The sequence below is a fragment of the Pseudomonas sp. Marseille-Q0931 genome (assembly GCF_940789645.1).
In the GTDB taxonomy this organism is placed as follows: domain Bacteria; phylum Pseudomonadota; class Gammaproteobacteria; order Pseudomonadales; family Pseudomonadaceae; genus Aquipseudomonas.
Genome location: NZ_CALNWT010000002.1, coordinates 137,700 through 163,132, shown reverse-complemented (window position 1 = coordinate 163,132; position 25,433 = coordinate 137,700). Strand labels below are relative to the sequence as shown.

At 61.7% G+C, this 25,433-nt stretch carries 23 protein-coding genes; 9 read left to right on the top strand and 14 right to left on the bottom strand.

Annotated elements, in window-relative coordinates; translation table 11 throughout:
• Positions 1 to 41 precede the first annotated feature (41 nt).
• The 6 genes from P3C50_RS07060 (at position 42) to P3C50_RS07035 (ending at position 6,801) form a co-directional block, all read left to right on the top strand.
• Entirely contained in the window at positions 42 to 776 is a 735-nt protein-coding gene (locus tag P3C50_RS07060; RefSeq protein ID WP_275545458.1) for a lipopolysaccharide kinase InaA family protein, read from the top strand.
• A gap of 116 nt (positions 777 to 892) precedes the next feature.
• Complete coding sequence (gene msbA, locus P3C50_RS07055; RefSeq protein ID WP_275545457.1) at positions 893 to 2,713, top strand: lipid A export permease/ATP-binding protein MsbA; 1,821 nt, start codon at positions 893 to 895, stop codon at positions 2,711 to 2,713.
• Between the two features lie 90 nt (positions 2,714 to 2,803).
• Positions 2,804 to 3,877 carry a glycosyltransferase family 9 protein gene (locus P3C50_RS07050; RefSeq protein WP_275545456.1) on the top strand — a complete coding sequence of 358 codons (1,074 nt, stop codon included), beginning with the start codon at positions 2,804 to 2,806 and terminating at the stop codon, positions 3,875 to 3,877.
• The gene (locus tag P3C50_RS07045; protein WP_343252184.1) at positions 3,799 to 4,788 is read left to right on the top strand and encodes a glycosyltransferase family 2 protein; all 990 of its coding nucleotides are present in this window, start codon (positions 3,799 to 3,801) and stop codon (positions 4,786 to 4,788) included. Before P3C50_RS07050 ends, P3C50_RS07045 begins: the two co-directional genes overlap by 79 nt.
• Positions 4,781 to 5,929 carry a glycosyltransferase family 4 protein gene (locus P3C50_RS07040; RefSeq protein ID WP_275545455.1) on the top strand — a complete coding sequence of 383 codons (1,149 nt, stop codon included), beginning with the start codon at positions 4,781 to 4,783 and terminating at the stop codon, positions 5,927 to 5,929. Before P3C50_RS07045 ends, P3C50_RS07040 begins: the two co-directional genes overlap by 8 nt.
• On the top strand, positions 5,926 to 6,801 hold the full coding sequence (locus P3C50_RS07035) for a glycosyltransferase (protein WP_275545454.1): 876 nt from the start codon (positions 5,926 to 5,928) through the stop codon (positions 6,799 to 6,801). Before P3C50_RS07040 ends, P3C50_RS07035 begins: the two co-directional genes overlap by 4 nt.
• A 60-nt stretch (positions 6,802 to 6,861) precedes the next feature.
• Here the strand turns inward: P3C50_RS07035 and P3C50_RS07030 are convergent, their stop codons facing one another.
• Complete coding sequence (locus P3C50_RS07030; RefSeq protein WP_275545453.1) at positions 6,862 to 7,524, bottom strand: polymerase; 663 nt, start codon at positions 7,522 to 7,524, stop codon at positions 6,862 to 6,864.
• Positions 7,521 to 8,702, bottom strand: coding sequence for an O-antigen ligase family protein (locus P3C50_RS07025; protein WP_275545452.1), 1,182 nt, complete (start codon positions 8,700 to 8,702; stop codon positions 7,521 to 7,523). The genes P3C50_RS07030 and P3C50_RS07025 overlap by 4 nt, the downstream gene beginning before the upstream one ends.
• 108 nt (positions 8,703 to 8,810) lie before the next feature.
• On the opposite strand from P3C50_RS07025, the gene P3C50_RS07020 reads away from it, so the two are divergent.
• The 3 genes from P3C50_RS07020 to hldE all read left to right on the top strand — a co-directional run bounded on the left by P3C50_RS07020 (position 8,811) and on the right by hldE (position 12,636).
• Positions 8,811 to 9,707, top strand: coding sequence for a GNAT family N-acetyltransferase (locus P3C50_RS07020; protein ID WP_275545451.1), 897 nt, complete (start codon positions 8,811 to 8,813; stop codon positions 9,705 to 9,707).
• 4 nt (positions 9,708 to 9,711) lie between these two features.
• Positions 9,712 to 11,133 carry a PIG-L deacetylase family protein gene (locus P3C50_RS07015; RefSeq protein ID WP_275545450.1) on the top strand — a complete coding sequence of 474 codons (1,422 nt, stop codon included), beginning with the start codon at positions 9,712 to 9,714 and terminating at the stop codon, positions 11,131 to 11,133.
• Between the two features lie 81 nt (positions 11,134 to 11,214).
• Entirely contained in the window at positions 11,215 to 12,636 is a 1,422-nt protein-coding gene (gene hldE, locus P3C50_RS07010; protein ID WP_275545449.1) for a bifunctional D-glycero-beta-D-manno-heptose-7-phosphate kinase/D-glycero-beta-D-manno-heptose 1-phosphate adenylyltransferase HldE, read from the top strand.
• Between the two features lie 212 nt (positions 12,637 to 12,848).
• Here the strand turns inward: hldE and P3C50_RS07005 are convergent, their stop codons facing one another.
• The 12 genes from P3C50_RS07005 to P3C50_RS06950 all read right to left on the bottom strand — a co-directional run bounded on the left by P3C50_RS07005 (position 12,849) and on the right by P3C50_RS06950 (position 25,403).
• On the bottom strand, positions 12,849 to 13,568 hold the full coding sequence (locus P3C50_RS07005) for a PqiC family protein (RefSeq protein WP_275545448.1): 720 nt from the start codon (positions 13,566 to 13,568) through the stop codon (positions 12,849 to 12,851).
• 167 nt (positions 13,569 to 13,735) lie between these two features.
• Entirely contained in the window at positions 13,736 to 15,985 is a 2,250-nt protein-coding gene (gene parC, locus P3C50_RS07000) for a DNA topoisomerase IV subunit A (RefSeq protein WP_275545447.1), read from the bottom strand.
• Between the two features lie 7 nt (positions 15,986 to 15,992).
• Entirely contained in the window at positions 15,993 to 16,517 is a 525-nt protein-coding gene (locus P3C50_RS06995; protein ID WP_275545446.1) for a retropepsin-like aspartic protease family protein, read from the bottom strand.
• Positions 16,514 to 17,497: an esterase-like activity of phytase family protein gene (locus tag P3C50_RS06990; RefSeq protein WP_275545445.1), complete on the bottom strand. Its 984-nt coding sequence runs from the start codon at positions 17,495 to 17,497 to the stop codon at positions 16,514 to 16,516. Before P3C50_RS06990 ends, P3C50_RS06995 begins: the two co-directional genes overlap by 4 nt.
• The gene (gene parE / locus P3C50_RS06985) at positions 17,497 to 19,395 is read right to left on the bottom strand and encodes a DNA topoisomerase IV subunit B (RefSeq protein ID WP_275545444.1); all 1,899 of its coding nucleotides are present in this window, start codon (positions 19,393 to 19,395) and stop codon (positions 17,497 to 17,499) included. The genes P3C50_RS06990 and parE overlap by 1 nt, the downstream gene beginning before the upstream one ends.
• A 15-nt stretch (positions 19,396 to 19,410) precedes the next feature.
• The gene (locus tag P3C50_RS06980; RefSeq protein WP_275545443.1) at positions 19,411 to 20,022 is read right to left on the bottom strand and encodes a YqiA/YcfP family alpha/beta fold hydrolase; all 612 of its coding nucleotides are present in this window, start codon (positions 20,020 to 20,022) and stop codon (positions 19,411 to 19,413) included.
• Positions 20,023 to 20,124: 102 nt separating this feature from the next.
• Complete coding sequence (cpdA, locus tag P3C50_RS06975) at positions 20,125 to 20,940, bottom strand: 3',5'-cyclic-AMP phosphodiesterase (protein WP_275545442.1); 816 nt, start codon at positions 20,938 to 20,940, stop codon at positions 20,125 to 20,127.
• Between the two features lie 216 nt (positions 20,941 to 21,156).
• A complete protein-coding gene (locus P3C50_RS06970; RefSeq protein WP_275545441.1) occupies positions 21,157 to 21,609 on the bottom strand; it encodes a DUF1249 domain-containing protein in 453 nt (150 codons plus the stop codon).
• Positions 21,600 to 22,217: an NUDIX domain-containing protein gene (locus P3C50_RS06965; protein WP_275545440.1), complete on the bottom strand. Its 618-nt coding sequence runs from the start codon at positions 22,215 to 22,217 to the stop codon at positions 21,600 to 21,602. Before P3C50_RS06965 ends, P3C50_RS06970 begins: the two co-directional genes overlap by 10 nt.
• Before the next feature lie 173 nt (positions 22,218 to 22,390).
• Positions 22,391 to 22,942 carry a sugar transferase gene (locus P3C50_RS06960; protein ID WP_275545439.1) on the bottom strand — a complete coding sequence of 184 codons (552 nt, stop codon included), beginning with the start codon at positions 22,940 to 22,942 and terminating at the stop codon, positions 22,391 to 22,393.
• Between the two features lie 40 nt (positions 22,943 to 22,982).
• A complete protein-coding gene (locus P3C50_RS06955) occupies positions 22,983 to 23,939 on the bottom strand; it encodes a UDP-glucose 4-epimerase family protein (RefSeq protein WP_275545438.1) in 957 nt (318 codons plus the stop codon).
• A gap of 24 nt (positions 23,940 to 23,963) precedes the next feature.
• On the bottom strand, positions 23,964 to 25,403 hold the full coding sequence (locus P3C50_RS06950) for an MBL fold metallo-hydrolase RNA specificity domain-containing protein (protein WP_275545437.1): 1,440 nt from the start codon (positions 25,401 to 25,403) through the stop codon (positions 23,964 to 23,966).
• Positions 25,404 to 25,433 lie beyond the last annotated feature (30 nt).

Here is a 25,433-nt window from a genome sequence, read left to right as displayed (position 1 = left end):
CGAAGCACCCGACGCCGCCAGACTTCACTGGGAGGCTCTAGGTGAGTAAAACCATAGTCTTTCAAAAGGAGCTGCTCGGGCGCAAACAGATCGGGGCGTTGTTGCCGGTCTTCGCTCAGTTAGACGATTTTGCGCCGGGGCGAGCGGTCGCCAGGATTACGCGGGGAGACGACGTCCTGTTCGTCAAACGTTATCGCCGCTCGATGAAACCCTGGTGGAAGCGAATATTGCGTCGGCCCTACCGTTCTCCTCTACGCGATGAGGCGATGGTGCTGGCAAGGCTGCATACACTGGGATTTGCAGCCCCAGAGCCACTAATGTACACCGAAAACCGGCATCCGCGTTGTCACGAAAGCCTGCTGCTCACGCGGTTTTTGCCGGGCGTACCACTGGCGACATTGACGGGGCCGCAATTGTTGCGAGGCGCTTGCCAGTCGCTGAGCCTGCTTGGCCAGTTGCACGGTCACGGCATCGCCCATGGTGACTGTAACCCCTATAACTTCTTGGTCGCCGACGAAACTTGTCTGCTGGATTTCGAGCGTGCAGATGATTTCAGCGAAGAAGCAGGCGTCGAAGATCTGAAGAAGATTCTCCTTCGCTTGCGCGATCTGGGGCTGAGTGATCCCGAACTTCAAGATGTGGTTGCATGCTATGCCTCTGCAATTAGGTCGCCGAGGATCGACGCACGGGCTGTGCTGAATGAGCTGCATGGTATGAGCGTGGCCTGCAAACCGACACGCTGGCGTCCGCCGCAGGAATTGCAGAGTTCGCCATGACGCCATCCTGAGCTGAGCGCCAATGCAGGCGCACAAATGCGAAGGTATTTCGCCTGCATTTGGTTGCGTGTTGCCTGATGGTACAATCGCGCGCCTAATCACAGAGCCAGCATCTTATGCCTGATTCAAGCGCCAAACCGTCTTCCCTCTCCAGCTTCAAGTTGTACATGCGGCTGTTGAGCTACATGAGGCGCTACTGGTTCATGTTCGGCGTGAGCATGATCGGTTACATCATCTTCGCCTCGACTCAGCCGATGCTCGCCGGCCTGCTCAAATACTTCGTCGACGGGCTCGCCAGCCCCGAGGCCGGGATGGTCGAATTGCCGCTGCTGGGCAGCATGCAGTTACTCTACGGCGTACCGCTGGCGCTTTTGCTGATCACCTTCTGGCAGGGTATCGGCTCCTTTCTTGGCGGCTATTATCTGGCTAGGGTATCGCTGGGGTTGGTACAGGATCTGCGCATCGCGCTTTTCAACAACCTGCTGACACTGCCCAACCGCTATTTCGATAACCACTCCACGGGCTACCTGATTTCCCGCATCACCTACAACGTCGGCTCGGTCACCGGCGCGGCGACGGACGCCTTGAAGGTCATGGTGCGAGAAGGCCTGACGGTGGTTTTCCTGTTCGGTTATCTGCTGTGGATGAACTGGAAACTGACCATGGTGATGGTGGCGATCCTGCCGCTCATTGCATTGATGGTTAAGAGTGCGAGCAAGAAATTCCGCAGCCAGAGCCGCAAGATTCAGAGCGCCATGGGCGAGTTGACCCATGTTTCTTCCGAGACCATTCAGAACTACCGTGTGGTGCGCAGTTTCGGTGGCGAGCGCTACGAGCGTGAGCGCTTCTACGAGGCGAGCGAGGACAGTACCCGCAAGCAACTGCGCATGACCCGCACCAGTGCGATCTATACGCCTAGCTTGCAGCTGGTGAATTACGCCGCCATGGCGTTCCTGATGTTCCTGGTGCTGTTCCTGCGCGGCGACGCCAGTGTCGGTGATCTGGTGGCGTATATCACCGCCGCAGGGCTTCTGCCCAAGCCGATTCGCCAGCTTTCGGAGGTCAGCTCGACCATCCAGAAAGGGCTTGCCGGCGCCGAAAGCATCTTCGAGCAACTGGACGAGGCGCCCGAGCCGGATCAGGGCACGGTCGAGAAAGAGCGGGTCAGTGGAGCTCTCGATGTCAAACATCTGAGCTTCGTCTACCCGGGCACTGAAAAAACCGTCCTGCAGGACATCAGTTTTAGCGTGGAACCGGGGCAGATGGTTGCGTTGGTCGGTCGTTCAGGTAGCGGCAAGTCGACTCTGGCCAATCTGATTCCGCGTTTCTACCAGCATGATCAGGGGCAGATTCTGCTCGACGGCACGCCGATAGAAGACTATCGCGTCGAGAACCTGAGAAAACATATTGCCCTGGTCACGCAGCAGGTCTCCCTGTTCAACGACTCCGTCATCAACAATATTGCCTATGGCGATCTCCGGAATCTGCCTCGCGAGGCGGTCGAGCAGGCCGCCGAGGCTGCCTATGCCCGCGAATTCATCGATCTGCTTGCGCAGGGTTTCGACACCAAGGTGGGCGAGGATGGCGTCATGCTGTCGGGCGGCCAGCGTCAGCGTCTGGCGATCGCCCGGGCGCTGCTCAAAAGCGCGCCTGTGCTGATTCTCGATGAGGCGACCTCGGCACTGGATACCGAGTCCGAGCGTTATATTCAGGCCGCTCTGGACAAGGTCATGGAGGGACGCACCACGCTGGTCATTGCGCATCGGTTGTCGACCATCGAGAAGGCTGATCTGATCCTGGTCATGGATCAGGGACGCATCGTCGAGCGCGGTACCCACGAGTCACTGCTTGCGCAAAACGGTTACTACGCCCGCCTTCATGCCATGGGCCTCGAGGAAAAGGATGAACCGCAAGTGCAGGAACAGCCCGAGCCCTGACTGAAAGGGCGGACGTCGAAGCGACAGCGACACGGCGTTCCGAATGAGCGGATGTGCTCAAAAGTTTGCAGTACTTGGTCACGGACGATATTGGATTATGCGGGAGTTTTGATGGGCGAGGTTTTAACGCACGCTGATACCCATCTATCAGTGGTGTCGGCTGATTGTCGGATCGCATTGGTGCCTTCCATGGGCCTGGGCGATGGATGCGTCTACCTGGTACTGGCTGCCAACCTGGCGCGCGCTGGTTATCGGGTTACAGTGCTGAGCAATCACTTTGGCGCCCTCAACGACTGGTTGCCGCTATTCGAGACCCGGCCGCTGCCGCCGCCCGCAGACACATTCGCGGTGCTCGATGGTTTCGATCTGGTCATCTCAGACATGGGTAGCATGCTGACCCGCTATGCTGAGGCGGCCGAGGAATTGGCCAGGCGTTATGTCTTCGTCGGCACACTCAAAGTCGACTCACGATTCGTGCAAGACCCGGCGGTCGATACCCTGGCGCGACTGCCAGCGGAAAAGGCTCGCCTTCTGGCTCCTCTGGCTGCAGCCGCCGGGCCGCTGCGTTGCCTGCCGGACGATAGCGTCAGTATGGTCGAGCAGGCGGTCGCCTTCTGCCGTATGCGTTTGGGGCTGAGCGATGCCAGTAGCGATATCGGCCTGCAGACGCCGCCCACGCTCCAGCATCGCCGACATGCTCGGCGTGTGATGTTCCACCCGCTTTCGTACAACGTGAAGAAGAACTGGCCCGCATCTAAGTACCTGGCCTTGGCCAGGCGTTTGCGCGCTGCCGGCTATCAACCGCAGTTCGTGCTGTCGCCCAAGGAGCGCGACGATCATGTGGATGTGTTCGCACCCGAATTCGAGGTCCCCGAGTTTCCAGATGCCAAAGCGTTGGCCGCGCACTTGTACGAGTCCGGTTATGTGATTGGTAACGATTCGGGGGTTGGCCATCTGGCTTCGGCGTTGGGCGTGCCGGTTCTGACGCTTTATCGCAAGCGACGAGATGGTTTTTGCTGGCGACCGGGCTGGGGCACAGGCCAAGTCGTGCGGCCGGCTTTGTCGCTGAGTTTCATGCGTGATCGATGGGCGATGTTCATGAGTGTCAATCGCGTGGCCAGAGGCTTCCGCGTACTGAGTCGAAAGGTCGGAGGGGACCGTTAATGAGTGGGCCTACTGCGATCACGATCGTTATTCCGGCATATAACTATGCCAAAACTCTGGGACGCACCGTTCGCTCGGTGGTGCCGCAGTTGGGTGATGATGATGAGTTGCTGATCATCGATGACGGCTCCAAGGACGACACGCCGCAAGTCATCGAGGCGTTGAAGGTCGAATTTCCCGATCGCTTTACCGCACTGCGCAAGGAAAATGGTGGATTGGCCTCCGTGCGCAATCTGGGTATCGAGAGGGCTCGCCATGACTGGCTGATCTTTCTCGATGCGGATGACGAAATGGCGCCACACAGCCTGGCTCTGATTCGTGCGCACCTGATCGGCAACCCCCATACGCGTATGGTGATCGGCGGGCATTGGTCGGTCGATCAGAATGGGCGGCGTCGCCAGCATTCGCCCGATCATTTGCCTGATACACCGCTGCTGCGTGTGCGCGCCTATCTGCTCGACAAGACACTGAGCATTTCCAACGGCGCCTGCGTGATGCATCGCTCCATCTTCCAGGCTGGCAACTATCCCGAGCGTTTTCGCAACGCCGAGGATATTCCCGTCTTCGCGCAGACCCTTGCGGTTTATCCGATCACGCTGCTGCCAGAACCATTGGCGATGATTCACAAGCATAGCGACAGCCTTCGCCATGATTTCTCTTCCAGCCTCGCGGGCGGGGTTGAACTGGTCGACGAGGTGTTCGGGCGATTGCCCGAGGCACTGCAACAACTGCGTGCGGCCTTTTACCAGCAACGCTGCCTTTCACTGTTTCGCAGTGCCTGCCTGGCAAGAGATTTGCCAGCTGCCAAGCAATTCTACCGCCAGGCGGTGGCGAGCGACTGGCGTGTCCTGCTCAAGCTGTCTTATTTGCGCAAGGCTATTCGTCTGTGGATAGGACGGATGGATGGCTAAGGCCCTGAAAGTTCTGCAACTGCAGACACGCTATAACGCAGCGGACACCAATTCCGACCTGGGCGAACAGATCCTGCAGGGGCTGCCTGCAGAGCGCTTCGAGGTTGTCAATGCCTACCTGGAAGGCCGGCCTGCTGAGGGTGAGCTCAACCCGCCAGACCGACGCCAGGTGTTCTTCGAATTTAAAGAGAAGGACATGAGCGGTTTACGCCGCAAGGTGCGGGCGCGACTGCTGGAGTTCTGTCGTGAGGAAGGTTTCGATGTGGTGCTGCTGCACCGTTTCAAGGCCGTGAACCTGTTCATGCACCTCAACAAGCAGTTGCGTATTGCCCGCTGTATCGGCGTATCCCACGGCTTTGGCGAGTACGACCGGTTCTATCGGCGCTGGCAGGCCAGGCGTTTGATTGATGAGCGCTGGCGCTTTGTCGGAGTGTCGCCGGCGGTGGTCGACTACCTCGTCTCTTTGCGCTGTGGTTTCACGGCGGCGAACACGCTGGCGATAACCAATGCGCTGGATATCGACTTGGCGGAGTCCCTACAACTGTATCGAGACGAAGCGCGTCAGTCGTTGGGCTTGCCGATGGAGCCGGTGATCATCGGTGCCATCGGGCGTCTGGTTCCGATCAAGGGGCATACTCATCTGATTGAAGCATTCGCTGCCGTGAGTCAGGAGTTCCCGCAATCGAATCTGGCCATCGTCGGCGGCGGGCGTGAATACGACAAGCTCGCTGCGCAGATCGCCGGGTTGGGGCTGCAGGGGCGTGTTCATCTTTGCGGCACGCAGCCCGATGCGATGCGTTACGTCAAGGCTTTCGATATCTTCGCCATGCCTTCGCTGCAGGAGGGGCTTGGCCTGGCCCTGCTGGAAGGTATGTGTGGCCGTTTACCGGTCATCGGTTCGGATATTCCGGCAATGCGGCCGTTGTTGCAGGGCGCTGGCGGGCGGCTGTTCGCCGCTGGCGACGTGGCCTCGCTGACCGGACAACTGCGTGCCAGCCTGGCCGATAGCGAGGCCGAGCGGATCGAACTGGGGGAGCGGGCCTACCAGTATCTTCGTCGGGAGCACGATATCGAAGACTTCCGTCGTAAATACCGTGAGCTGCTCGAAGGCGATCAGCCGCTGACAGGATCGTCTGCATGACCGACAACAACCCGCTGCCTCTGGTATCGGTACTGATCTCCTCGTATAACCACGCCGACTTCATCGAGGCCAGTATCCGTAGCGTGTATGCGCAGCGTTACCCCAACATCGAGTTGCTGGTGGTCGATGACGGCTCGCGTGACGGTAGCGTCGAGCTGATCCGGCGCTTGCAGGCGGAGCTCGGGTTCGACTTCGTGGCACAGGCCAACAAGGGGCTCTGCACCACACTCAACGAAATGATCAGCCGTAGCAAAGGCCGCTATATCGCGCCGCTGGGGTCGGACGACGTGATGTTACCCGAGCGTCTTTCCCTGCAGATCCCATTTATGGAACTGCATCCGGAGACGGGTATCTGTGCAGGTGGCATCGTGCTCATTGATGGTGACGGCAAGCCACTGCCCGACAAGAAGCAGCGTCATCGCCCCGCTCGGCGCCTCGATTTTGACGATCTGTTCATGGATCGCAAACCGGGCCCACCAGCGCCGACCCTGCTGTTTCGCCGTCAGGCACTCGAAGAGGTGGGCGGCTTCGATCCGACCATTCGTATCGAAGATTACTTCGTGGAGCTGCGCATAGCGCGGGCCGGCTATTTCATCGACATACTCGAGGAACCGCTGGCCCTGTACCGTGTACATGGCAGCAACACTTACAAGAACCGCCGCCTGATGATCGAAACCGAACTTGCGATCTACCGGCGCTTCAGCGACCACCCGGGCTACGAGGCGACGCGCCTGCGTTACCTGAACGCCATGTTCACCAAGGTCGCCAATGAGGATCGTCAACTCGCTGGCGAGCTGCTCGCGCAGATTCCCTGGCGCTCGCGCAACCTAAAGACGCTCAAGGGGCTTTGGCGCTACTGGCTCAAGCGTTGAGCGGTCCCCGTCTCGGCAATAATGCTGCTGCCGTCAGTCGGCTGGCTGGTTCGTCCGGTATCACCTGTCCTTCAGCCACTTCTTCAGATCACGGGTGAAGCGCGCGGCGTCGCGCTGGCCGGCGCCACGCGCATAGCCGGCTAGCCAGCTGTCCAGATGCTGTTGCGTCAGCCAGTCGATGTCCTCGGCGTAGCGCAGGATGTGCTGGAGATTGCGGCGCCGCTTCCAGGGCGCGAGCGGGCTGCCCTCCAGCTTCATGTCGGAAAGGTCGATCAGGCCGAAGGAACCGTCCGGCAGGAGCAAGACATTGCCCAAGTGCAGAGAGCGAAAGTAAACGCCACGTTGATGCAGCTCTGCGAGAAAGGTGCCGAATGCCACCACCAGTTCGGCGCGTGCCACGGGATCCGCCAAGCCCAGCTGACTACGCAGAGTGTCACCTGGCAATGGCTGATAACGTACAGCGCTCAGGCGGCGTTCGCTGATGATCAGGACATCGAGGATGGTCGGGGCGGTAATGCCCAGTTGCAGCAGGCCTCGGGCATTGTCTGCAAAGCGTTGCGCCGGCAGGTTCCAGAGGTCGGAAGACAGCAGTCGCTTGCGCCGGTAGAGCTTCAGGAAATCGCCGCCCTGCAGGCGCGCGACCTTGATACCCAGGCCATCCTCTTCAATGGTTTTGGCGCCCTCCAGCAGCAGGTTCAACTGCGCCGCATCGATTCGTTTCATGCCTGGGCCTGTCGGTGTCGGATGGAAAGGGCGCCCAACAATGCCAGGGGAATCCAGATCAGAAACCAGCTTTCGTTGGGGCGCGACAGATAGTTGCCGCCTTCGGTCAGGCCTGCGGACAAGCCATAGATCAGCAGTGCCGAGGCGATCTGGAACTGTGGCAGCGCACGCAGGCGCATGCAGCGATAGAGGGCGAAGGTGTACATGGTCGCCCACAGAGCGAGACCGATCAGGCCCAGTTCGAGAAGTACCGCTAGCTCGACATTGTGAGGGTCGTACAGCAGATGGCCGACGCCCGGAATATCGAACTCGAACTTGCTGTTATAGCCGGCACCGAACCACAGATGCTCGCCAGCCTGGCGCCAGGCATCGGCCCAGAGCTCGGGGCGAAAAGAGGTACCGCGCTGCAGAATGATCTCCGGGGCTGCAAGATAGGCCGCGCCGGCGCCGATTGGCAGGAGGGCGTTGAGATAAATCGCGCGTTGGCGGCTCATCAGCAGCATCCAGCAACTGGTCAGTACCAGACCCATCAGCGGTGTGCGTGAGCCGGTTGCGACCAGCGCTGCCAGCAAGGGGATCGCCATCAGTATTGGCAGCCAGTCATGACGCTCGTTGCGTGACAGCCATGCCGCGATCCAGTAGGTGCACAGAAAACCAAGTACGTGGGAGGTGAGCAGGGGGTTGCGCAGGGCGCCGGTTCCGATCAACCGAGCGCCCGGCGCCGCGCTGTACAGGAACCAGGCGACGTTGATCAGCGCGGCCAATGCACCGATTGCTGCGCCAATGCGCAGGGTTTTCAATAGCAGCTGTTCGCTTTTGATGGCGATCAGTGCGCAGCCTATGAATAGCATGAGCGCGTAGAGAGGGCGCTTGGCCAGGCTGCCAGCGCTTTCCTCGGCGCGGCCCCAGCTCATGCTGATCAGCAGCCACAGGCTGAACGCAAGAAAGCTGAGAATCACCGGATCGCGCAGGATGACCCTCAGCTGAGCAGGGGCGAGCAGGGCCGCCAGTAGGGCGGGTGCAGCGAGAAAAGCGTAATAGAATTTCGTGTACAGGCTGCCGTCGGGTATCCAGAACAGGCCGGTCAACAGGACCAGATAACCCCCCACGAGCCAGCGACTGGTGATGAAATCGTGGAGTCGCAGGCGTCTGGCGCCAGGCTGTGAAGGTGTTTGCACCAGAAATCCTAATCATCGATCAAAGGAGCCTATGTTAAAGCATCGACCGGGTGAGAGGCAGCGACTGCGTGTTAAGCTTTGCGATCTTTTCGTTCGAGCCGGATACCGATGTTCAACCCGTTACAACGCTGGCGCGAGCGTGGCTGGCGCCCCATCAGCGCTGATCTTTATGCACAGATGTGGGAGCGGCTGGGCGGCAGCGTGATGACTCACCCACAGGTGGTCTCACGGCTTTCGGCACTGGCAGGTATCTCCGTGCGCTATCTGGGCTGGCCACTGCAGGGTGAGTTGCGGGCAGCCGTCCCCGTGTGGGGACGCCATCTGGCGTTGTCGCGCGATGTGCTCAAGCGTCAGGGGCGACGGGACTTGTTCGATCTGGGCAATGCCGAGGTCATATTGCCGATCGCCGCGGGGGCGATGGCCCCGGTTCGCCAGCGCATGCGTTATGTAGCTGCCCTGCATGAGGGCGGCATATCGACGCTGCGCAAACAGCGAGAAGAGCTGGCGCTGGCGCGCCAGCCGGAGGAATACGGCAAGAAGTTTCGCTACAACCAGCGGCGCGAGTTGCGAATGCTGGAAGGGGCGGGTGGTGAAATCCTGCCGGTTTCGGGCCTGTCGCCCGATGCCCTGGCTGCCATCTACACGGAACTGTTCGAAAAAAGATGGGGCTTCGCTGTCCCCGGCAAACAGCATTTGTGCGAAGTGTTCGACGCACTGAAGGATTTTCTCTGGGGCAATTATCTGCAGCTGGACGGCAACCCGATTGCCGTTCAGGTGCTGTACAGGGTCGAATCGCCAGACTGGATCAGCATCGAATACATCAACGGCGGAGTCGATCCAGCCTCCCGTGATTTCAGTCCCGGTAGTGTGCTCAGCTTTATCAATACTCAGTCCGCCTGGGAAGATGCGCGTGCTCGAGGGAAGCCGCTACGCTACTCATTCGGCCGAGCCGATGTGGAATACAAGGATCGTTGGTGTAATCGCCAACCTGTTTTTCAGGTGTAAATGAATGGAAGCACGCAAGCAGCAATTGCTACGTCGGCATCGGCGTAACAAGCGCATTCTCATGGTCGTGGCACTGCCGATTCTGGTCGGTTTGGACTGGTTCGGATCATGGAGTACCACCCCGGTGGTGCTGCTATTGGCCTGGATCGCCCACGAAGCCTGGTTCTCCGATCATCTTTTCTACTCCCCCCGCGATGACTATCGCCATGCCTTTCCGCCCGACAGCCTGAGCTTCCCGGTTCTGCTCGACCGTAAGGGGTTGGTATCTCCGAATGGGGCCGCATTGCCCGACGATGCCGACACGCTGGTACTGGCGGTGCACATCCGCAGCGGTTGGCTTGGCCGTTACCTCGATCCTCATGTGCTCATCGGCGAGGGCGAAGCCCAGGATCGGCAGGATTTCGAGCGAGGCGTCAATGGCGTGCGCTTTCTCAATCTTTCGGGTTGCCTGCCGTCGCTGCGCAGCGGGCAGTTGCGACTGCGTGGGCGCTTCTGCCGGGTAGGTCGTGAGGCGACCCTGTATTGCTTCAACAATCCCGATTACTCCCGGCGTCGGGTGATGGTGCTCGCCCCTCATGCCGACGATGCCGAGCTTGCCGCGTTTGGTCTGTACAGCCGCAGTAGTGAAGTTTCCATCGTCACCCTGACCCAAGGTGAGATCGAGGCCGATTTCTACCGTCGCCTCGGTCTCAGTGATGCGGCCGCGGCTCGTCTCAAGGGACGGCTGCGCAGCTGGAGCAGCCATACGGTGCCGTTGTGGGGCGGTGTCGAACCCAGTCGTTGTGTGCACCTGGGTTATTACTGCATGCAACTGAGGCACATGGAGGGCGAACCGAACATGCCATTCGCCTCACGTGAATCCGGCGACTCCGACATCCGCAGCGTGCGTCGCTTCAATGCGATGAAGTTGCCCGCCGATGCGGATGGCGCCCCCACCTGGCATAACCTCAAAGCCGATCTTGCCGCCCTGCTGAATCACTTCAAGCCAGAAGTGGTGGTGCTGCCTCATCCCGAACTCGACCCTCATCCCGACCACATCCAAACAGGGCGCGCATTGCTCCAGGCCATTGAGCAAAGTGGTTGGCAGCCGGATGTGCAACTGCTCTACGCCAATCACCTGGTTGATAATGATCGTTGGCCCATGGGCCCTGCGGGTAATGGTATCGCTCTGCCTCCGTGCATCGAGCCTTTGCCGGCCGACAAGCTTTGGTGCCTGCAGCTCGATGACCATGTGCTGCTCGACAAGAGTCAGGCGCTGGCGATGCAGCACGACCTGCAAACCCCGCTGGCTTTCAAGAAGCGTCTGCGTCGCTTCATTCAATGGTGTCTGGCTGCACGTCGCTGGCCGCAGGCGGGCGAAGATGAGTTCTTCCGCAAGGCTGTGCGTCGGCATGAATTGTTCTGGGTGCGTCCCTTCGTCCGCTGAGCTGCGCTGAATAGCACACGGCGGTGCGTGAAAGCCGATGTGTTATTCTCCGCGGCGATTTTGCAATCCCGGAGTTTCCGCATGAAATTATCCATGCCCCGTTTCGATCAGGCGCCCGTCTTGGTAGTCGGTGATGTCATGCTCGATCGTTATTGGCACGGCGGCACCTCGCGCATATCGCCCGAAGCCCCGGTGCCCGTGGTGCGGGTCGATCAGATCGAGGATCGTCCGGGCGGCGCTGCCAACGTGGCGCTGAATATCGCGGCGCTCGGCGCGCGTGCCTTGCTGGTCGGCGTCACCGGCGACGACGAGGCGGCTGAAAGCCTCGGCGACAGCTTGCGTGGCGCCGGGGTGGAGGCGCACTTTCAACGCATCGATAACCAGCCCACCATCGTCAAGCTGCGTGTGATGAGCCGTCATCAGCAGCTGCTGCGCATGGATTTCGAAGAACCCTTCAATACCGACACCGCTGCGCTGGCGCGTGAGGTCGAAGCATTGCTCGACGGGGTCAAGGTGCTGGTGTTGTCGGACTACGGCAAGGGCGCGCTACAGAACCACCAGGCGCTGATCCAGGCGGCACGCAAGAAAGGTATTCCGGTACTCGCCGACCCCAAGGGCAAGGATTTTTCCATCTACCGTGGTGCCAGTCTGATCACGCCGAATCTTCACGAGTTCGAGCTTATCGTTGGTGGTTGTACTGATGAGGCTGAGCTGGTCAGCAAAGGTGCCAAGCTGATGCGTGAGCTGGAGCTGGGCGCGCTGTTGGTCACCCGTGGCGAACATGGCATGACCCTGCTGCGTCCCGAGCATGCCCCGCTGCACCTGCCGGCTCGGGCCCGTGAGGTGTTCGACGTTACCGGCGCTGGCGACACGGTAATTTCCACCCTGGCGGCATCTATCGCCGCAGGGGAGGAGCTGCCGCAAGCGGTTGCCCTGGCCAACCTGGCCGCCGGCATCGTCGTCGGCAAGCTGGGCACGGCTGCTATCAGCGCGCCGGAACTGCGTCGTGCGGTGCAGCGCGAGGAAGGCTCCGAACGTGGTGTGCTGAGCCTGGACCAGCTTTTGATCGCCATTGAGGACGCCCGCGCCCATGGTGAGAAAATCGTCTTCACCAATGGCTGTTTCGACATCCTTCACGCCGGTCACGTGACCTATCTGGAGCAGGCTCGCGCGCAGGGTGATCGACTGATCGTTGCGATCAACGACGACGCCTCGGTCAGTCGGCTCAAGGGGTCGGGCCGGCCTATTAATGCCGTCGATCGTCGTATGGCAGTGCTCGCCGGTCTCGGCGCCGTTGACTGGGTGGTGAGTTTCAGCGAAGACACGCCCGAGCGACTGCTCAGCCAAGTGCAGCCGGATGTGCTGGTCAAAGGCGGCGACTATGGCATCGACCAGGTGGTCGGCGCCGATATCGTTCAGGCCTATGGCGGCGAAGTGCGCGTACTCGGTCTGGTGGAGAACAGCTCGACCACCGCCATCGTCGAGAAGATCCGCAGCAAGTAGGTGCAACGTTATCCTGAGCGACTGCCGCCGGCTCGCTGCTTGATGGTGCTTGTCGCGGCGAGCGCGGTGTCTTGAGCTTCGACGGCCAAGGCTCACAGGTGTAGTGGCGATGATGCAGTCGAATGCATCGAGCCGTCCCCGGGACTCTGTGAGCTCGGCAAATTCAGCTGTCTTTTACCCATAAAAAAGCCCGCATCAGCGGGCTTTTTTGTCTAGAAACGAAACACTTCCGTATCGATCTTGATCGGTTCTGCCACCGGAATCTTCGGCCCGGCAGTGGTCGGTTCCTGCGGTTTGGCTTTGGCCACCGGCGGTTTTTTGCGCGGCTCGGGTGTCGGTTCGGCTGCGGCAACAGGTTGAATGGCCACTGCCATCTCAGCGGCCAGGCGCTGCAGCAGAGTGCTCTGCGCCTTGACCTGCTCGGCCAGCGGGCCCCCGTGTGGCTGTTCCAGGCGAATCAGGCGGCTGTCGCGCAGTTGTCCGCGCCGATCGAGCAAACGCCATTGTGCTTCGAGCACGGCCGGTTGGGTTGGGCCGGAGTCCAGGCGGGTAATGGTCAACATGACCTGTGCGTCGGCGCTGAAGCCGGGTGCGGCAGGAGCCAGTACCAGGCGCTGGCTATCCAGGCGCCAGGCCAGCTGGCGCAGCACCTGCTGGTCGATATCGTTGGCCAGGCTGCTGGCCCAGCGAGCGTCCTGCGCGGCAACCAGGCTGCCATCGGCTTGGCGCTGCAGCAGATGCTGTTGGCGCAGGTAATCGGCCACGCTGATCGGGCCGACCAGCACGGTTACACCATTGTCTTTGGTCGGCGTCACCGCATCGCCGCTGTCGAGTTGGTAAAGGGGCACCGGCTTCTGCTGCAGCAGGCTGCAACCGCTCAGTGCGAGCAGCGCGGTCAGAAGCAGAGCCATCGGGCGTACTACAGTCATCATCAATTCCAGGCAGCCGCTTCTGGGGCAGCTGCACATCGATCCCATATCATGCAGGGGGTCATGGACGACCCAGGGCGCGTATCATCCGTCAAACCGCGCTACGACTCCAGCCTTGGCTGCTTGCCGGTAGCGCGGATATCCCGGACGAACGGGGCGTGTTGCCGACGCTATTCCACCAGAAGCTGGTCGACGCGCTGGAAGCCGCGCGGCAGTTTGTTGCCACGGCGGCCGCGCTCGCCCTTGTAATGCTCGAGGTCGTCGGCTTTGAGTGTCAGGGTACGCTTCCCGGCCTGCAAAACCAAACTGGAGCCGCTGGGCAGTACGGCCAGATCGGTCAGATACTCCTCACGCGAGGCCACGCGCTCGCCAGGAATGCCGATGATCTTGTTGCCCTTGCCTTTGCCCAGTTGCGGCAGGTCGGTGACCTTGAACAGCAGCAGGCGGCCTTCGGTGGTCACGGCGGCCAGCCAGTCGTCTTCCAGGTTGGTGACCGGCTTGGGAGCAACCACCTTGGCGCCGTTGGGCAGGCTGAGCAGGGCCTTGCCGGCCTTGTTCTTGGCTTGCAGGTCCTCGCCCTTGACCACGAAGCCGTAGCCGGCGTCGGAGGCGATCACATACAGCGCGCTGTCTTCGGGGAGCATCACGCATTCGAAGGTCGCGCCCGGCGGCGGGGTCAGGCGGCCGGTCAGCGGCTCCCCCTGGCCTCGGGCTGATGGCAGGCTGTGGGCGGTGAGCGAATAGCTGCGGCCAGTCGAATCGATAAATACCGCGTACTGGTTCGAGCGTCCAGGCGCCGCTGCTTTGAAGCCGTCGCCAGCCTTGTAGGAGAGGCCGGTGGCGTCGATGTCATGACCCTTGGCGCAGCGCACCCAGCCTTTTTCCGAGAGCACCACGGTGACCGGTTCGGTCGGCATCAGCTCGGTTTCCGACAGCGCCTTGGCCTCGGCGCGGGCGACGATCGGTGAGCGGCGGTCGTCGCCATACTTCTCGGCATCCTCAAGAATTTCCTTGCGCACCAGCTTCTTCAGCTTGGCTTCGCTGCCGAGCAGGGCCAGCAGTTTCTCGCGCTCCTTGGCCAGTTCGTCCTGCTCGCCGCGGATCTTCATTTCTTCCAGGCGTGCCAGCTGACGCAGGCGGGTGTCGAGGATGTAGTCGGCCTGCACGTCGGTGAGGCCGAAGGTTTCCATCAGCACCGGCTTGGGCGAGTCCTCGGTGCGGATGATGCGGATCACCTCGTCGAGATTGAGGAAGGCGATCAGCAAGCCTTCCAACAGGTGCAGGCGCTTTTCCACCTTGTCCAGGCGGAACTGCAGGCGACGGCGCACGGTGCCGACGCGATATACCAGCCACTCGCTGAGCAGGGTGCGCAGGTCCTTGACCTGCGGCTTGCCGTCGAGGCCGATGACGTTGGTGTTGACGCGGTAGCTGGACTCCAGATCGGTGGTGGCGAACAGGTGGGTCATCAGTTCGTCGGCATCGACGCGGTTGGAGCGCGGGATGATGACGATGCGGGTCGGGTTCTCGTGGTCCGACTCGTCACGCAGGTCGGCGACCATCGGCAGCTTCTTGGCCTGCATCTGGCCGGCGATCTGCTCCAGCACCTTGGCCCCGGACACCTGATGCGGCAGAGCGGTGACGACGATGTCGCCGTCCTCGACGCGATAGACGGCGCGCATGCGCACCGATCCGCGGCCGGTTTCGTAGATCTTCAGCAGGTCGGCCTTGGGCGTGATGACCTCGGCTTCGGTGGGGAAGTCCGGGCCCTGGATATGCTCGCAGAGTTGCTCGACCGTGGCGCTTGGCTCATCGAGCAGGCGTACGCAGGCGGCAGCGACTTCGCGCAGGTTGTGCGGTGGTACGTCGGTGGCCATGCCCACGGCAATGCCGGTGGTGCCGTTGAGCAGCAGGTTGGGCAGGCGCGCCGGCAGCGTCGCCGGCTCGTTCATCGTGCCGTCGAAGTTCGGCACCCAGTCCACCGTGCCCTGGCCAAGTTCGGCCAGCAGCACTTCGGAGTAACGCGACAGGCGCGCCTCGGTATAACGCATGGCGGCGAAGGACTTGGGATCGTCCGGCGCACCCCAGTTGCCCTGGCCGTCGACTAGGGTGTAGCGGTAGCTGAACGGCTGCGCCATCAGCACCATCGCTTCGTAGCAGGCGCTGTCGCCGTGCGGGTGGAACTTGCCGAGCACGTCACCGACGGTACGCGCCGATTTCTTGTGCTTGGAGTCGGCGTCCAGGCCCAGCTCGCTCATGGCGTAGACGATACGGCGCTGCACGGGCTTGAGGCCGTCGCCGATATGCGGCAGCGCGCGGTCCATGATCACGTACATGGAGTAATTGAGATAAGCCTGCTCGGTGAAGTCGGCGAGTGAACGGCGTTCAACGCCTTCCAGGCTCAAATCGAGGGATTCGCTCATGCGGGCCTCATTGCAAAGTTGATTGGCGCAGCACCAGGGTGCCGCCCTTCTGGCTGAATTCGAGTTGTTTCAGGGCGCTCATGCCCAGCAGGATCTCGTCGCCGTCCATGCCCGGAGCAATCAGCGCGGAAATGTCATGCAGGACGATGTCGCCGAGCTGCAGGCGCTCCAGGCGCGTGCGGTGCGCGGTGGCGATACCGTTGGCGGTGCGGATCTGTACCGGTGCGCCGGCCTGCAGGCCGAGGTTTCGGGCGACCTGGCTGGGAATCGCCACCTGGGTGGCGCCGGTATCGAGCAGGAAGGTCACGTCCTGCCCGTCGATCTGGCCGTTGACCACGTAGTGCCCCTGGCGGCTGCTGGCCAGGCTCACTTCGACGAAACCCTCGCCATGCAGCGACTGCGGCGCTTGGTTGGGGTTGCGCTGGCGATCTTCCCAGCCGCCAAAGAAATGCGTAGCCAGCAGCAGGCCGGCGCCCCAGGCGAGCACCCACATCACGCGTCCGGCACGACGGCCGGGCGTCTGCTCACTCACGGACGCCGGCTCCAGCCGCCCTTGGGAGCAGCGAAACGCCAGACGATGGGGCGTTCTTCACCATCGGCGCGGGTCTGGCTGCCATTGTCGACGCCGATCCAGGCGCCGTCCTTGTCGATCCACAGCGCTTCGGCCATGCCGTAGTCTGGCGCGTAGCGGCGCGGCTCGCTCAGGGCCTCATCGGCGAACGACCAGCAGATCTCCGCGACGCCGTCGCTCAGGGCGCGGCGGCAGATGCGATGCGCCTGGCGTTCCAGGGTGAAGAGTTTCTCGCCGAAATAGGCCAGGCCGGAGAAATCGCGAGGGGCCGGATGACCGCCAAGGGCTTGTGGCGAAGGCTCATCACCGCTTTCGCTGGTCAACACGCAGCCACCGGTGCAGCGCCAACTGCTGTTGCTACGATGCAGCACGGCAAGACCGCGGCGGCGCTGCTCGGCGGCCAGCCACAGGCGCTCACCGGCAGGGTCGACGGCGATGCCTTCGAAACCCTGGTTGAAGTGCAGCAGCATGCCGCTGGCGCGGGCCTGGCGCACCAGTCCGCTGGGCAGGTTGAGCCACTGGGCGTTGCCGTTGCTGGTGACCTGCAAAACGGCGGCGCGGGTTTCGCTGACCAGATAGCGGTTGCCTTGCGTGTCGCATGACAGGCCCTCGAAATCCAGCTTGCCGCCGCGTACCAGGCCGGCCGCCCAGTTGCGCATGCGCAGGCCCCAGGGCAGGGCGCTTTCGGGCGGCTCGGGCGTGACGAAGGTTTCCGCCTCGGCACGCAGCAGACCGTCTTCGCGGTGCAATTGATAGAGGCGGTCGTCATCGCGGTCGGATACCGCCCACAACGTCTCGCCGCACAGCGCCAGGCCGGACAGGTTGCCGTTGGGCATGTCCGTTACCGGATACTCGGCCTGCAATTGCAGCTCTTCCAGCACCACTGGCTCGGCATTCGCGACGCCGGCCAACAGACCGAGTGCAAGGAGATGATTACGCATCAGGCCAGTACCTCGGCCAGGTTGCCCTTGGTTTCCAGCCAGTTCTTGCGGTCACTGGCGCGTTTTTTCGCCAGCAGCATGTCCATCACTTCGCGGGTGCCCTCGAAATCGTCCAGGGTCAGCTGCACCAGGCGTCGGGTGTTGGGGTCCATGGTGGTTTCGCGCAGCTGCGGCGGGTTCATCTCGCCGAGGCCCTTGAAGCGGGTGACCTGCGGCTTGCCGCGGCGCTTCTCGGCCACCAGGCGGTCGAGGATGCCGTCGCGCTCGGCGTCGTCCAGGGCGTAGAAGATTTCCTTGCCCAGATCAATCCGATACAGCGGCGGCATGGCGACATAGACGTGGCCTGCGTCGACCAGCGTACGGAAATGGCGCACGAACAGGGCGCAGAGCAGCGTGGCGATGTGCAGGCCGTCGGAGTCGGCGTCGGCGAGGATGCAGATCTTGCCGTAGCGCAGCCCGGAGAGGTCGCTCGAACCCGGGTCGATGCCGATGGCCACGGCGATGTCGTGCACTTCCTGGCTGGCCAGCACTTCGCTGCCGTCCACTTCCCAGGTGTTCAGGATCTTGCCGCGCAGCGGCATGATCGCCTGAAATTCCTTATCGCGCGCCTGCTTGGCGCTGCCGCCAGCAGAATCACCTTCGACCAGAAACAGCTCGCAACGCATCGGGTTCTGCCCCGCGCAGTCGGCCAGCTTGCCGGGCAACGCCGGGCCCTGAGTGATCTTCTTGCGCTCGACCTTCTTGCCCGCCTTGAGGCGGCGGCCGGCGTTGCTGATGGCCAGTTCGGCCAGTTGCAGACCGGTTTCCGGGTTAGCGTTGAGCCACAGGCTGAAGGCGTCCTTGACCACGCCGGAGACGAAAGCGGCGGCTTCGCGCGAAGACAGGCGTTCCTTGGTCTGGCCGGAGAACTGGGCGTCCTGCATTTTCATCGAAAGGACGAAGGCGATGCGCTCCCAGACGTCTTCCGGCGCCAGCTTGACCCCGCGCGGCAGCAGGTTGCGGAACTCGCAGAACTCGCGCATGGCGTCCAGTAGGCCCTGGCGCAGGCCATTGACGTGGGTGCCACCCTGAGCGGTGGGGATCAGGTTGACGTAGCTTTCCTGCACCGCATCGCCGCCTTCCGGCAGCCACAGCAAGGCCCAGTCGACCGCCTCCTTGTTGCCGGCCAGGCTGCCTACGAACGGCTCGGCAGGCAGGCGCTCGAACTCGCTGACCGCATCCACCAGATACGAGCGCAGGCCGTCCTCGTAGAGCCACTCGACCTTCTCGCCGGCGGCCTTGTCCTCGAACGTGACGGAAAGGCCCGGGCACAGCACGGCCTTGGCCTTGAGCACGTGCTTGAGGCGGCTGACGGAGAACTTGAAGGAGTCGAAGTACTTGGCGTCCGGCCAGAAGTGCACGCTGGTGCCGGTGTTGCGCTTGCCGACGCTGCCGATCACTTCCAGCTCGCTGGCCTTGAAGCCATCGGCGAAGCTCATCTGGTATTCGTTGCCGTCACGCTTGACGGTGACCACCACGCGGGTCGACAGGGCGTTGACCACGCTGATGCCGACGCCGTGCAAGCCGCCGGAGAACTGGTAGTTCTTGTTGCTGAACTTGCCGCCGGCATGCAGCTTGGTGAGGATCAGCTCGACACCCGGCACGCCTTCTTCCGGATGGATGTCCACCGGCATGCCGCGGCCGTCATCGAGCACTTCCAGCGAGTTGTCCTCATGGAGGATCACCTGGATCGACTTGGCGTGCCCGGCCAGGGCTTCGTCGACGCTGTTGTCGATCACTTCCTGGGCGAGGTGGTTGGGGCGCGTGGTATCGGTGTACATGCCCGGGCGCTTGCGCACCGGGTCGAGGCCGGAAAGGACTTCGATGGCGTCTGCGTTATAGGCGTTCTGCTGGGCCATAGGGGCTCTTGTTCATCAATTGAATACGGAAAAGTCGATATCGCGCCAGAGTGTGGCGTTAATACCGGCAAAAGCGAAGAGCATCGGCAGGCGCTGGGCGAAACCCTGGAAGCCATGGTCGCCACCGGCCTGGATGCGCAGGGCGCAGCCGCGGTAGTAACGCTCGGCGTCGCGGTGGTCGAGGGTTTCGTCGCCGGTCTGCAGCCAGACCTGATAACGCATCGGATCGCTCGGTGGCGGAACTTCGAGTTCGGCCAGAGCGTGGACGTGATCCTCGGTCAGGTCCCAGGTCTCGTCGCTGTAGTAGTTCTTCTGCGGGCCGAGGTAACCGTCGAAGCGCGAGTGCGGCTGTACGGCGGGGTTGATCAGCAGCGCCTTGAGCCCGTGCTGCTCGGCCAGGTAGGTGGCGTAATAGCCGCCCAGCGAGCTGCCCACCAGCACAGGATTACCCAGCTCACTGACCAGCGCCTGCAACTGGGTCATCGCCTGGCGCGGATGGTGATGCAGCGCGGGTACGCGCAACTGGTTTTCCAGGCCAAGCTGGGCTATGGCGCGGCTCAACTGGCTGGCTTTGTGCGAGGCGGGCGAGCTGTTGAGGCCGTGTATATAGAGGATGGATGCGGTCATGGAGCGGGAGGCTACTACAAAAAGCGGCTATAAGCTGCAAGCGTGTAGGAGCGAATTTATTCGCGACAAAGGCGACCTCCAGCTCCTCACAATCAGGGGCGTTCAGTAGCCCTTTACGCTGTAATCCACTTCGAACTGGATGCCGGTGACGCGTGATACGCCGGTGTCCAGCGTGCCGTCGTCATGCAGGCGCAGCCAGCGATAACCCGGGGCCTCGCTGCCGACCTGGAAGTCTTCGCTGCCTGGCGCGAACTGCACGCAGGTCGAGGGCGAGGCGAGCAGGCGCAGATTGCCGCGCATCTGGTCAAACTCCTGATGCACGTGCCCCCAGAGCACGGCACGGGCGTGCGGGTGGCGGTCGAGGATGGCGAACAGGGCATCGGCATTGCGCAGGCCGATGGGGTCCATCCACTTGCAGCCGATCGGCACCGGATGGTGGTGCAGGCAGATCAGGTGATGACGCTGCGGCGCTTCGCTGAGGGAGCGCTCGAGCAGATCGAGCTGGTTCTCGGCGAGAAAGCCCGGCACCGCGCCGGGGATCGAGGAATCGAGCATGACGATGCGCCAGGCACCGAGGTCGGTCACCGGCTCCAGTAGCTCGCTGTCTTTGCACACCGCCTGCATCGGCGGCGTTTCGTCGTGGTTGCCGGCCAGCCAGCGGCACGGCGCGCTGATCGCCGCGGTGAGTTGGCGAAAGCGCTGATAGGACGCCTCGCTGCCGTCCTGGGAAAGGTCGCCCGTGGCAAGGATCAGGTCGATCTGCGGCTGCTGTTCCTGCACCTGCTGGATCACTCGCTGCAGGCTGTCGCAGGTGTCCATGCCCAGCAGCTTGCCGTCCGCTTCGGCGAACAGATGGCTGTCGGACAACTGTACCAGCAGAACCGAGGAATCAGAGGGTGGGGTGGGCAGGCTCGGCAAGACCGTCTCCTTGGGCTTTATCGAGTGAATTATGGTGGTTGCCGCCACAAAGGGAAAACCCGGGAAGCGGACGCAGATCACAGAAAAAGCGCCGAAAGGGTTTTTCGTCTTTCCTCGCCATGACCCACTGGGTGGCCATCATGTAATGGCAAGTCACACAAGCATGCGACGACGCGCTATCGGCCGGATGGAAAGAAGCTTGAAGACTAGGGTGTGTTACATCACCGGCTGCGGCTCATGCCCACAGGCCAGGCAGTGGCTCAGCCACTCGCCGAGGAAGAGGTTGAGCTGGCTCTTTTCATCCGGCTGATGCATGGCAGCGTTCGGATAAGGGTAGCGAATGTGCAGGCGGCGGGCATTCTCGGCACTGACCACTTCAGCCATGCGCGCGTCGTGATAGACCCGCACTTCCAGCTGCGGCACCGGCAGCCAGGGCAGGCTGTGTTCCTGGCGCACGCACAGGGTGGTGGTATAGGGGCAGGTTTCCAGCACTTCCAGCGCCAGCACGCCGAGCAGGTGTTCGCCTTCGCTCAGGGCGACGCGGCGGCTTTCGGTGTGCTCGCGCATATGCGGCAGCAGGCGCATCAGGCGCGCATAGTTGGCCTCGCAAGCCGCCTGCAGCTCGACCAGGTCGACCCGATAGCGGTCGCGCAGCAGATTCACGACCACATCCCCCGCACTTCGTCGCGGTTCAGCGCCAGCCATTGCAGGGCGATGATGCTCGCCGCGTTGTTGATGCGTCCGTCGCGCACGGCGGCCAGGGCATCGGCCAGGGGCATCACATGCACGCGAATATCCTCACCTTCCTCGGGCAGGCCATGGACCCCGCCGGCACCGGCGCTGTCGCAGCGACCGAGGAACAGGTGGACGAACTCGTCGGAGCCGCCAGGGGAGGGGAAGTACTGGGTGATGGGCCACAGCGGGCCGAGGGTCAGGTCAGCTTCTTCGACCGCTTCGCGAAGCGCGACCTCCTCGGGCTCCTCGTCCTTGTCGATCAGACCGGCAACCAGCTCCAGCAGCCAGGGATTGGCCGCCTTGTCCATGGCGCCGACACGGAACTGCTCGATCAGCACCACCTCGTCGCGCTGCGGGTCATAAGGCAAGACGCAGACGGCGTCATGGCGCACGAACAGCTCGCGGGTCAGCTGCGGGCCCATGTTGCCGGCGAACTGGCGATGGCGCAGCTTGATCCGGTCGAGGCGGTAGAAGCCGCGAAAGCAGCTCTCGCGCTCGATGATTTCCACCGCTTGCGGATCAGGCTTAAAGGGTTCACTCATCTACTACGCTCTCGTTCGCAGGCTTACCGCATTCATCCTAGGGGCTGTTCAGGCTCTCTCGCAAGCACGGTTGTACATGGCTTTTGCCAATCGTATCGACAGTGCGGCGACCTTGCTTATGCACAGCAGGCCAACGCAAGGTAGTGGTCGCGCTGGCCAATATGTGCCGGTAGCTACTGCTTTACCCGGTCACCTTGTCCCTTGCCCAGGACCGTCATCAGAATGAGTTTGAAATAGTGAGAGAGAGTCAGTTCCCTCAGCATTTCTGCATCGGTCTGAGCCAGCAGCTCGGGGGTGGACATGTCGATCCCGTTCACCTGCGCAAGTCCGGTGATACCAGGCCTTGCCTCGAAGACCTTGCGGATACTGCGCTCATGCATCAGTTGCTCTTGATTAAAGAGCCCTGGGCGTGGCCCGACCAGGCTCATCTCGCCTTTGAGCACGTTCCATAGCTGGGGTAGTTCGTCGAGCTTGGTCTTGCGCAGCAGGGCCCCCAGGCGAGTGATACTTGAGCGTGAGGCCAGGTGGCTCGCCACGGAAGCGGTATCGACATGCATCGTACGAAATTTGACCAGGGTGAACGGCTTGCAATGCCGCCCGACACGTCGCTGAAAAAACAGCGGAGAGCCCGTATCCAACAAGCCGACACAATAAATCAAGAGCAAGACAGGAGCGCCGACCACAAGGCCGAGCAATGAAAACAGAATATCGACGAAACGAATCACTCACTCACTCCAGCCAACTACAAAAAAGCTGGCAATTCAATCATGAAATCGCGTTGGTAGCGCGCTGGGTATACCACTGCGCCGTAACACGCAAACCCTCATCAACGGTGAATGGGGGGCTCCAGCCAAGCTGGGTGGTAATCTTCTGATTACTGAGCACCAGTGACCGCGTGAGTCTTTCGATCATGGCCTGACGTCCCAGAACCCTTGCCGCTGCATTCAGCACCCACAAGGGCACTGCGAAGTCGCGATTAGGTGCGCCCAGGCTCCTGGCGATGGCTGCGACCAGTTCACTGCTGGACAGAGCATTGCCGTCATCGAGCAGATAGGTTTCGCCTGCCGCCTCGTCATGAGTTGCACACAGGATCAGGGCGTCGGCCAGATTGCCGACAAACAGCAGACTGCGCTTGTTGGTGATGGCCTTGAAAGGCATCGGCCAACCGCCGCGTACACGGCGCAGCAACTGCAGGAAATTGGCGCGTACGCCCGGCCCGTAAACCAGAGGCGGGCGCACGATCACCACTTCCAGCCCAGTTTCAACTCCCACCCGCAACAACGCCTGTTCGGCCTCCCATTTTGACAAGGCGTAAGCGTCATCGGGGGCCGGAGCATCGGCCTCCGAAAATACCTCACCCGCAGGGGAGTACTCGCCATTGACCTTTATCGAGCTGACGAACACAAAACGCCGCACACCGGCCTCTACCGCTTGGCGCGCCAGATTCACTGTGGCCTCGACGTTGGTTCTTCGAAACTCGGAAAGTGGATCAACGGCAGCATCACGCATTACATGAACGCGAGCGGCCAGGTGTACCACGACATCGATATTTTCGAGGGCAGGCCGCCAGTCCGTATGAGCGGTCAGCTCGCCACTGGCATAGAACCGCTCTCCGTCTATCGCATTGCGCATGGCGGCACGACAGTAAAGCCCTCTCGCTGCGAGTTCATTACACAGCGCAGTACCTACGAAACCATTCGCCCCTGTTACCAGAAAACGCATCGTACTCCCGGGACGCTCCTGCACTCATACCTCACTGTTTATTATCATCACCTCGCGCTGTACTTCAGCGTAGGTGCGTGTCAGCGCTTCACCAAGCGAATGACGCGCCTGAGCCTCGCCGTGCACCAGACGAATTTCGCCGGGCCATTCGCGCATGCCGGTTACGAAACGCAGCAGCCCAGCTTGATCGGCATGTGCCGAGTAACCGTCGATAGTCTGTACGCCAGCACGGATGTCATAACGCTCACCATCCAATTCTACATAACCCCTGTCGGGCCCGAAGCGTTGAATTGTACGGCCTGGCGTGCCCAGGGCTTGATAGCCGACGAACAACACATCATGCCGCGGGTCGCCCAGCATGGCCTTGAGATAATTGACGATGCGACCACTGGTGCACATGCCGCTACCGGCGATAACAATGGCGGGGCGAGCGCTAGTGGTGAGATGGTTGAGGATTCTCTGGTGGTCGGCATGGCTGTCTACCGTGATCAGTTGCTCAAACGCCAGCGGGCGACGACCGGATTGCACCCGCTCCTGAGCTTCCTCGTTCCAGAACTCCTTGAGTTCGCGGTAGGCCTGGGTAAGCCGGCTGGCCAGAGGCGAATCGAGGATAACAGGCAGGTGTGGCCAGTTTACGCCCTCGTCGTCTGTAACCGTCGGCTGATCAAGTTGACGGGTGTGGATGATGTCCTCGAGCTCATAGAGCAGTTCCTGGGTACGCCCCAAGCTGAAGGCCGGGATCAGCACCGTGCCGTTATCGGCCAGTGCGTGCTCGATCACCTGTTCAAGGCGCTCACGGCGGCGCTTGCGGTTCTCATGCAAGCGATCGCCGTAAGTGCTTTCCAGCACCAGTAAATCAGCCCGCTCAGGCGCATTGCATGCCTTCAGGATGGGCGCGTCGGGTGCGCCCAGATCTCCGGAAAAGACCACGCGGGTGCTCTCAGCCCCCTGCCCCTCGTCCAGATCCACTTCCACATACGCCGAACCGAGCATATGGGCAGCACGTTGCAGGCGCACCCTAGCCAGCAGCCCGGGCTTGTCCTGCAGCTTGAACCAGGTCGCGTATGGCAGAGCGATCATGCGCTGCTGCACCTCGGCTATATAGCGCTCGACCTGGTTTCGATCGCGGCTGAAAGACAACTTGAAGGCATCTTCAAGCACGATCGGCAAGAGTTTGGCGGAAGGAATGCTGCACAGGATCGGTCCCTTGAAGCCGGCAGCTAGCAGATAGGGTATGCGCCCGACATGATCGGCGTGCACATGGGTGACGATCAGTGCCCGAATGCCCGTGAGGGAAAAGTCGACAGCCTGGTGGTGCTCGTCACCTTCGACCGTTGAAATGTCTGCACCCTGAAACAGGCCGCAGTCGATCAATACACTGTTATCCGCATCCAGAAAAAGCTGGTGGCACGAACCGGTGACCCCTTTGTCGGCGCCGTGATGAATAAGTTGTGGTAGTGACATCGCAGGCGGCCCTCCCTGAGCCGTGGAACA

What these genes read in the sequence shown, in the direction of transcription:
- parC (WP_275545447.1), bottom strand. Translation starts at nt 15,985, where the DNA reads ATGAGCGAATCCCTCGATTTGAGCCTGGAAGGCGTTGAACGCCGTTCA.
- P3C50_RS07020 (WP_275545451.1), top strand. Translation starts at nt 8,811, where the DNA reads ATGTTCAACCCGTTACAACGCTGGCGCGAGCGTGGCTGGCGCCCCATC.
- P3C50_RS06965 (WP_275545440.1), bottom strand. Translation starts at nt 22,217, where the DNA reads ATGAGTGAACCCTTTAAGCCTGATCCGCAAGCGGTGGAAATCATCGAG.
- P3C50_RS07015 (WP_275545450.1), top strand. Translation starts at nt 9,712, where the DNA reads ATGGAAGCACGCAAGCAGCAATTGCTACGTCGGCATCGGCGTAACAAG.
- P3C50_RS07030 (WP_275545453.1), bottom strand. Translation starts at nt 7,524, where the DNA reads ATGAAACGAATCGATGCGGCGCAGTTGAACCTGCTGCTGGAGGGCGCC.
- P3C50_RS06980 (WP_275545443.1), bottom strand. Translation starts at nt 20,022, where the DNA reads ATGACCGCATCCATCCTCTATATACACGGCCTCAACAGCTCGCCCGCC.
- msbA (WP_275545457.1), top strand. Translation starts at nt 893, where the DNA reads ATGCCTGATTCAAGCGCCAAACCGTCTTCCCTCTCCAGCTTCAAGTTG.
- P3C50_RS07045 (WP_343252184.1), top strand. Translation starts at nt 3,799, where the DNA reads ATGGGCGATGTTCATGAGTGTCAATCGCGTGGCCAGAGGCTTCCGCGT.
- parE (WP_275545444.1), bottom strand. Translation starts at nt 19,395, where the DNA reads ATGGCCCAGCAGAACGCCTATAACGCAGACGCCATCGAAGTCCTTTCC.
- P3C50_RS07040 (WP_275545455.1), top strand. Translation starts at nt 4,781, where the DNA reads ATGGCTAAGGCCCTGAAAGTTCTGCAACTGCAGACACGCTATAACGCA.
- P3C50_RS07035 (WP_275545454.1), top strand. Translation starts at nt 5,926, where the DNA reads ATGACCGACAACAACCCGCTGCCTCTGGTATCGGTACTGATCTCCTCG.
- P3C50_RS06955 (WP_275545438.1), bottom strand. Translation starts at nt 23,939, where the DNA reads ATGCGTTTTCTGGTAACAGGGGCGAATGGTTTCGTAGGTACTGCGCTG.
- hldE (WP_275545449.1), top strand. Translation starts at nt 11,215, where the DNA reads ATGAAATTATCCATGCCCCGTTTCGATCAGGCGCCCGTCTTGGTAGTC.
- P3C50_RS07005 (WP_275545448.1), bottom strand. Translation starts at nt 13,568, where the DNA reads ATGATGACTGTAGTACGCCCGATGGCTCTGCTTCTGACCGCGCTGCTC.
- P3C50_RS06990 (WP_275545445.1), bottom strand. Translation starts at nt 17,497, where the DNA reads ATGCGTAATCATCTCCTTGCACTCGGTCTGTTGGCCGGCGTCGCGAAT.
- P3C50_RS06950 (WP_275545437.1), bottom strand. Translation starts at nt 25,403, where the DNA reads ATGTCACTACCACAACTTATTCATCACGGCGCCGACAAAGGGGTCACC.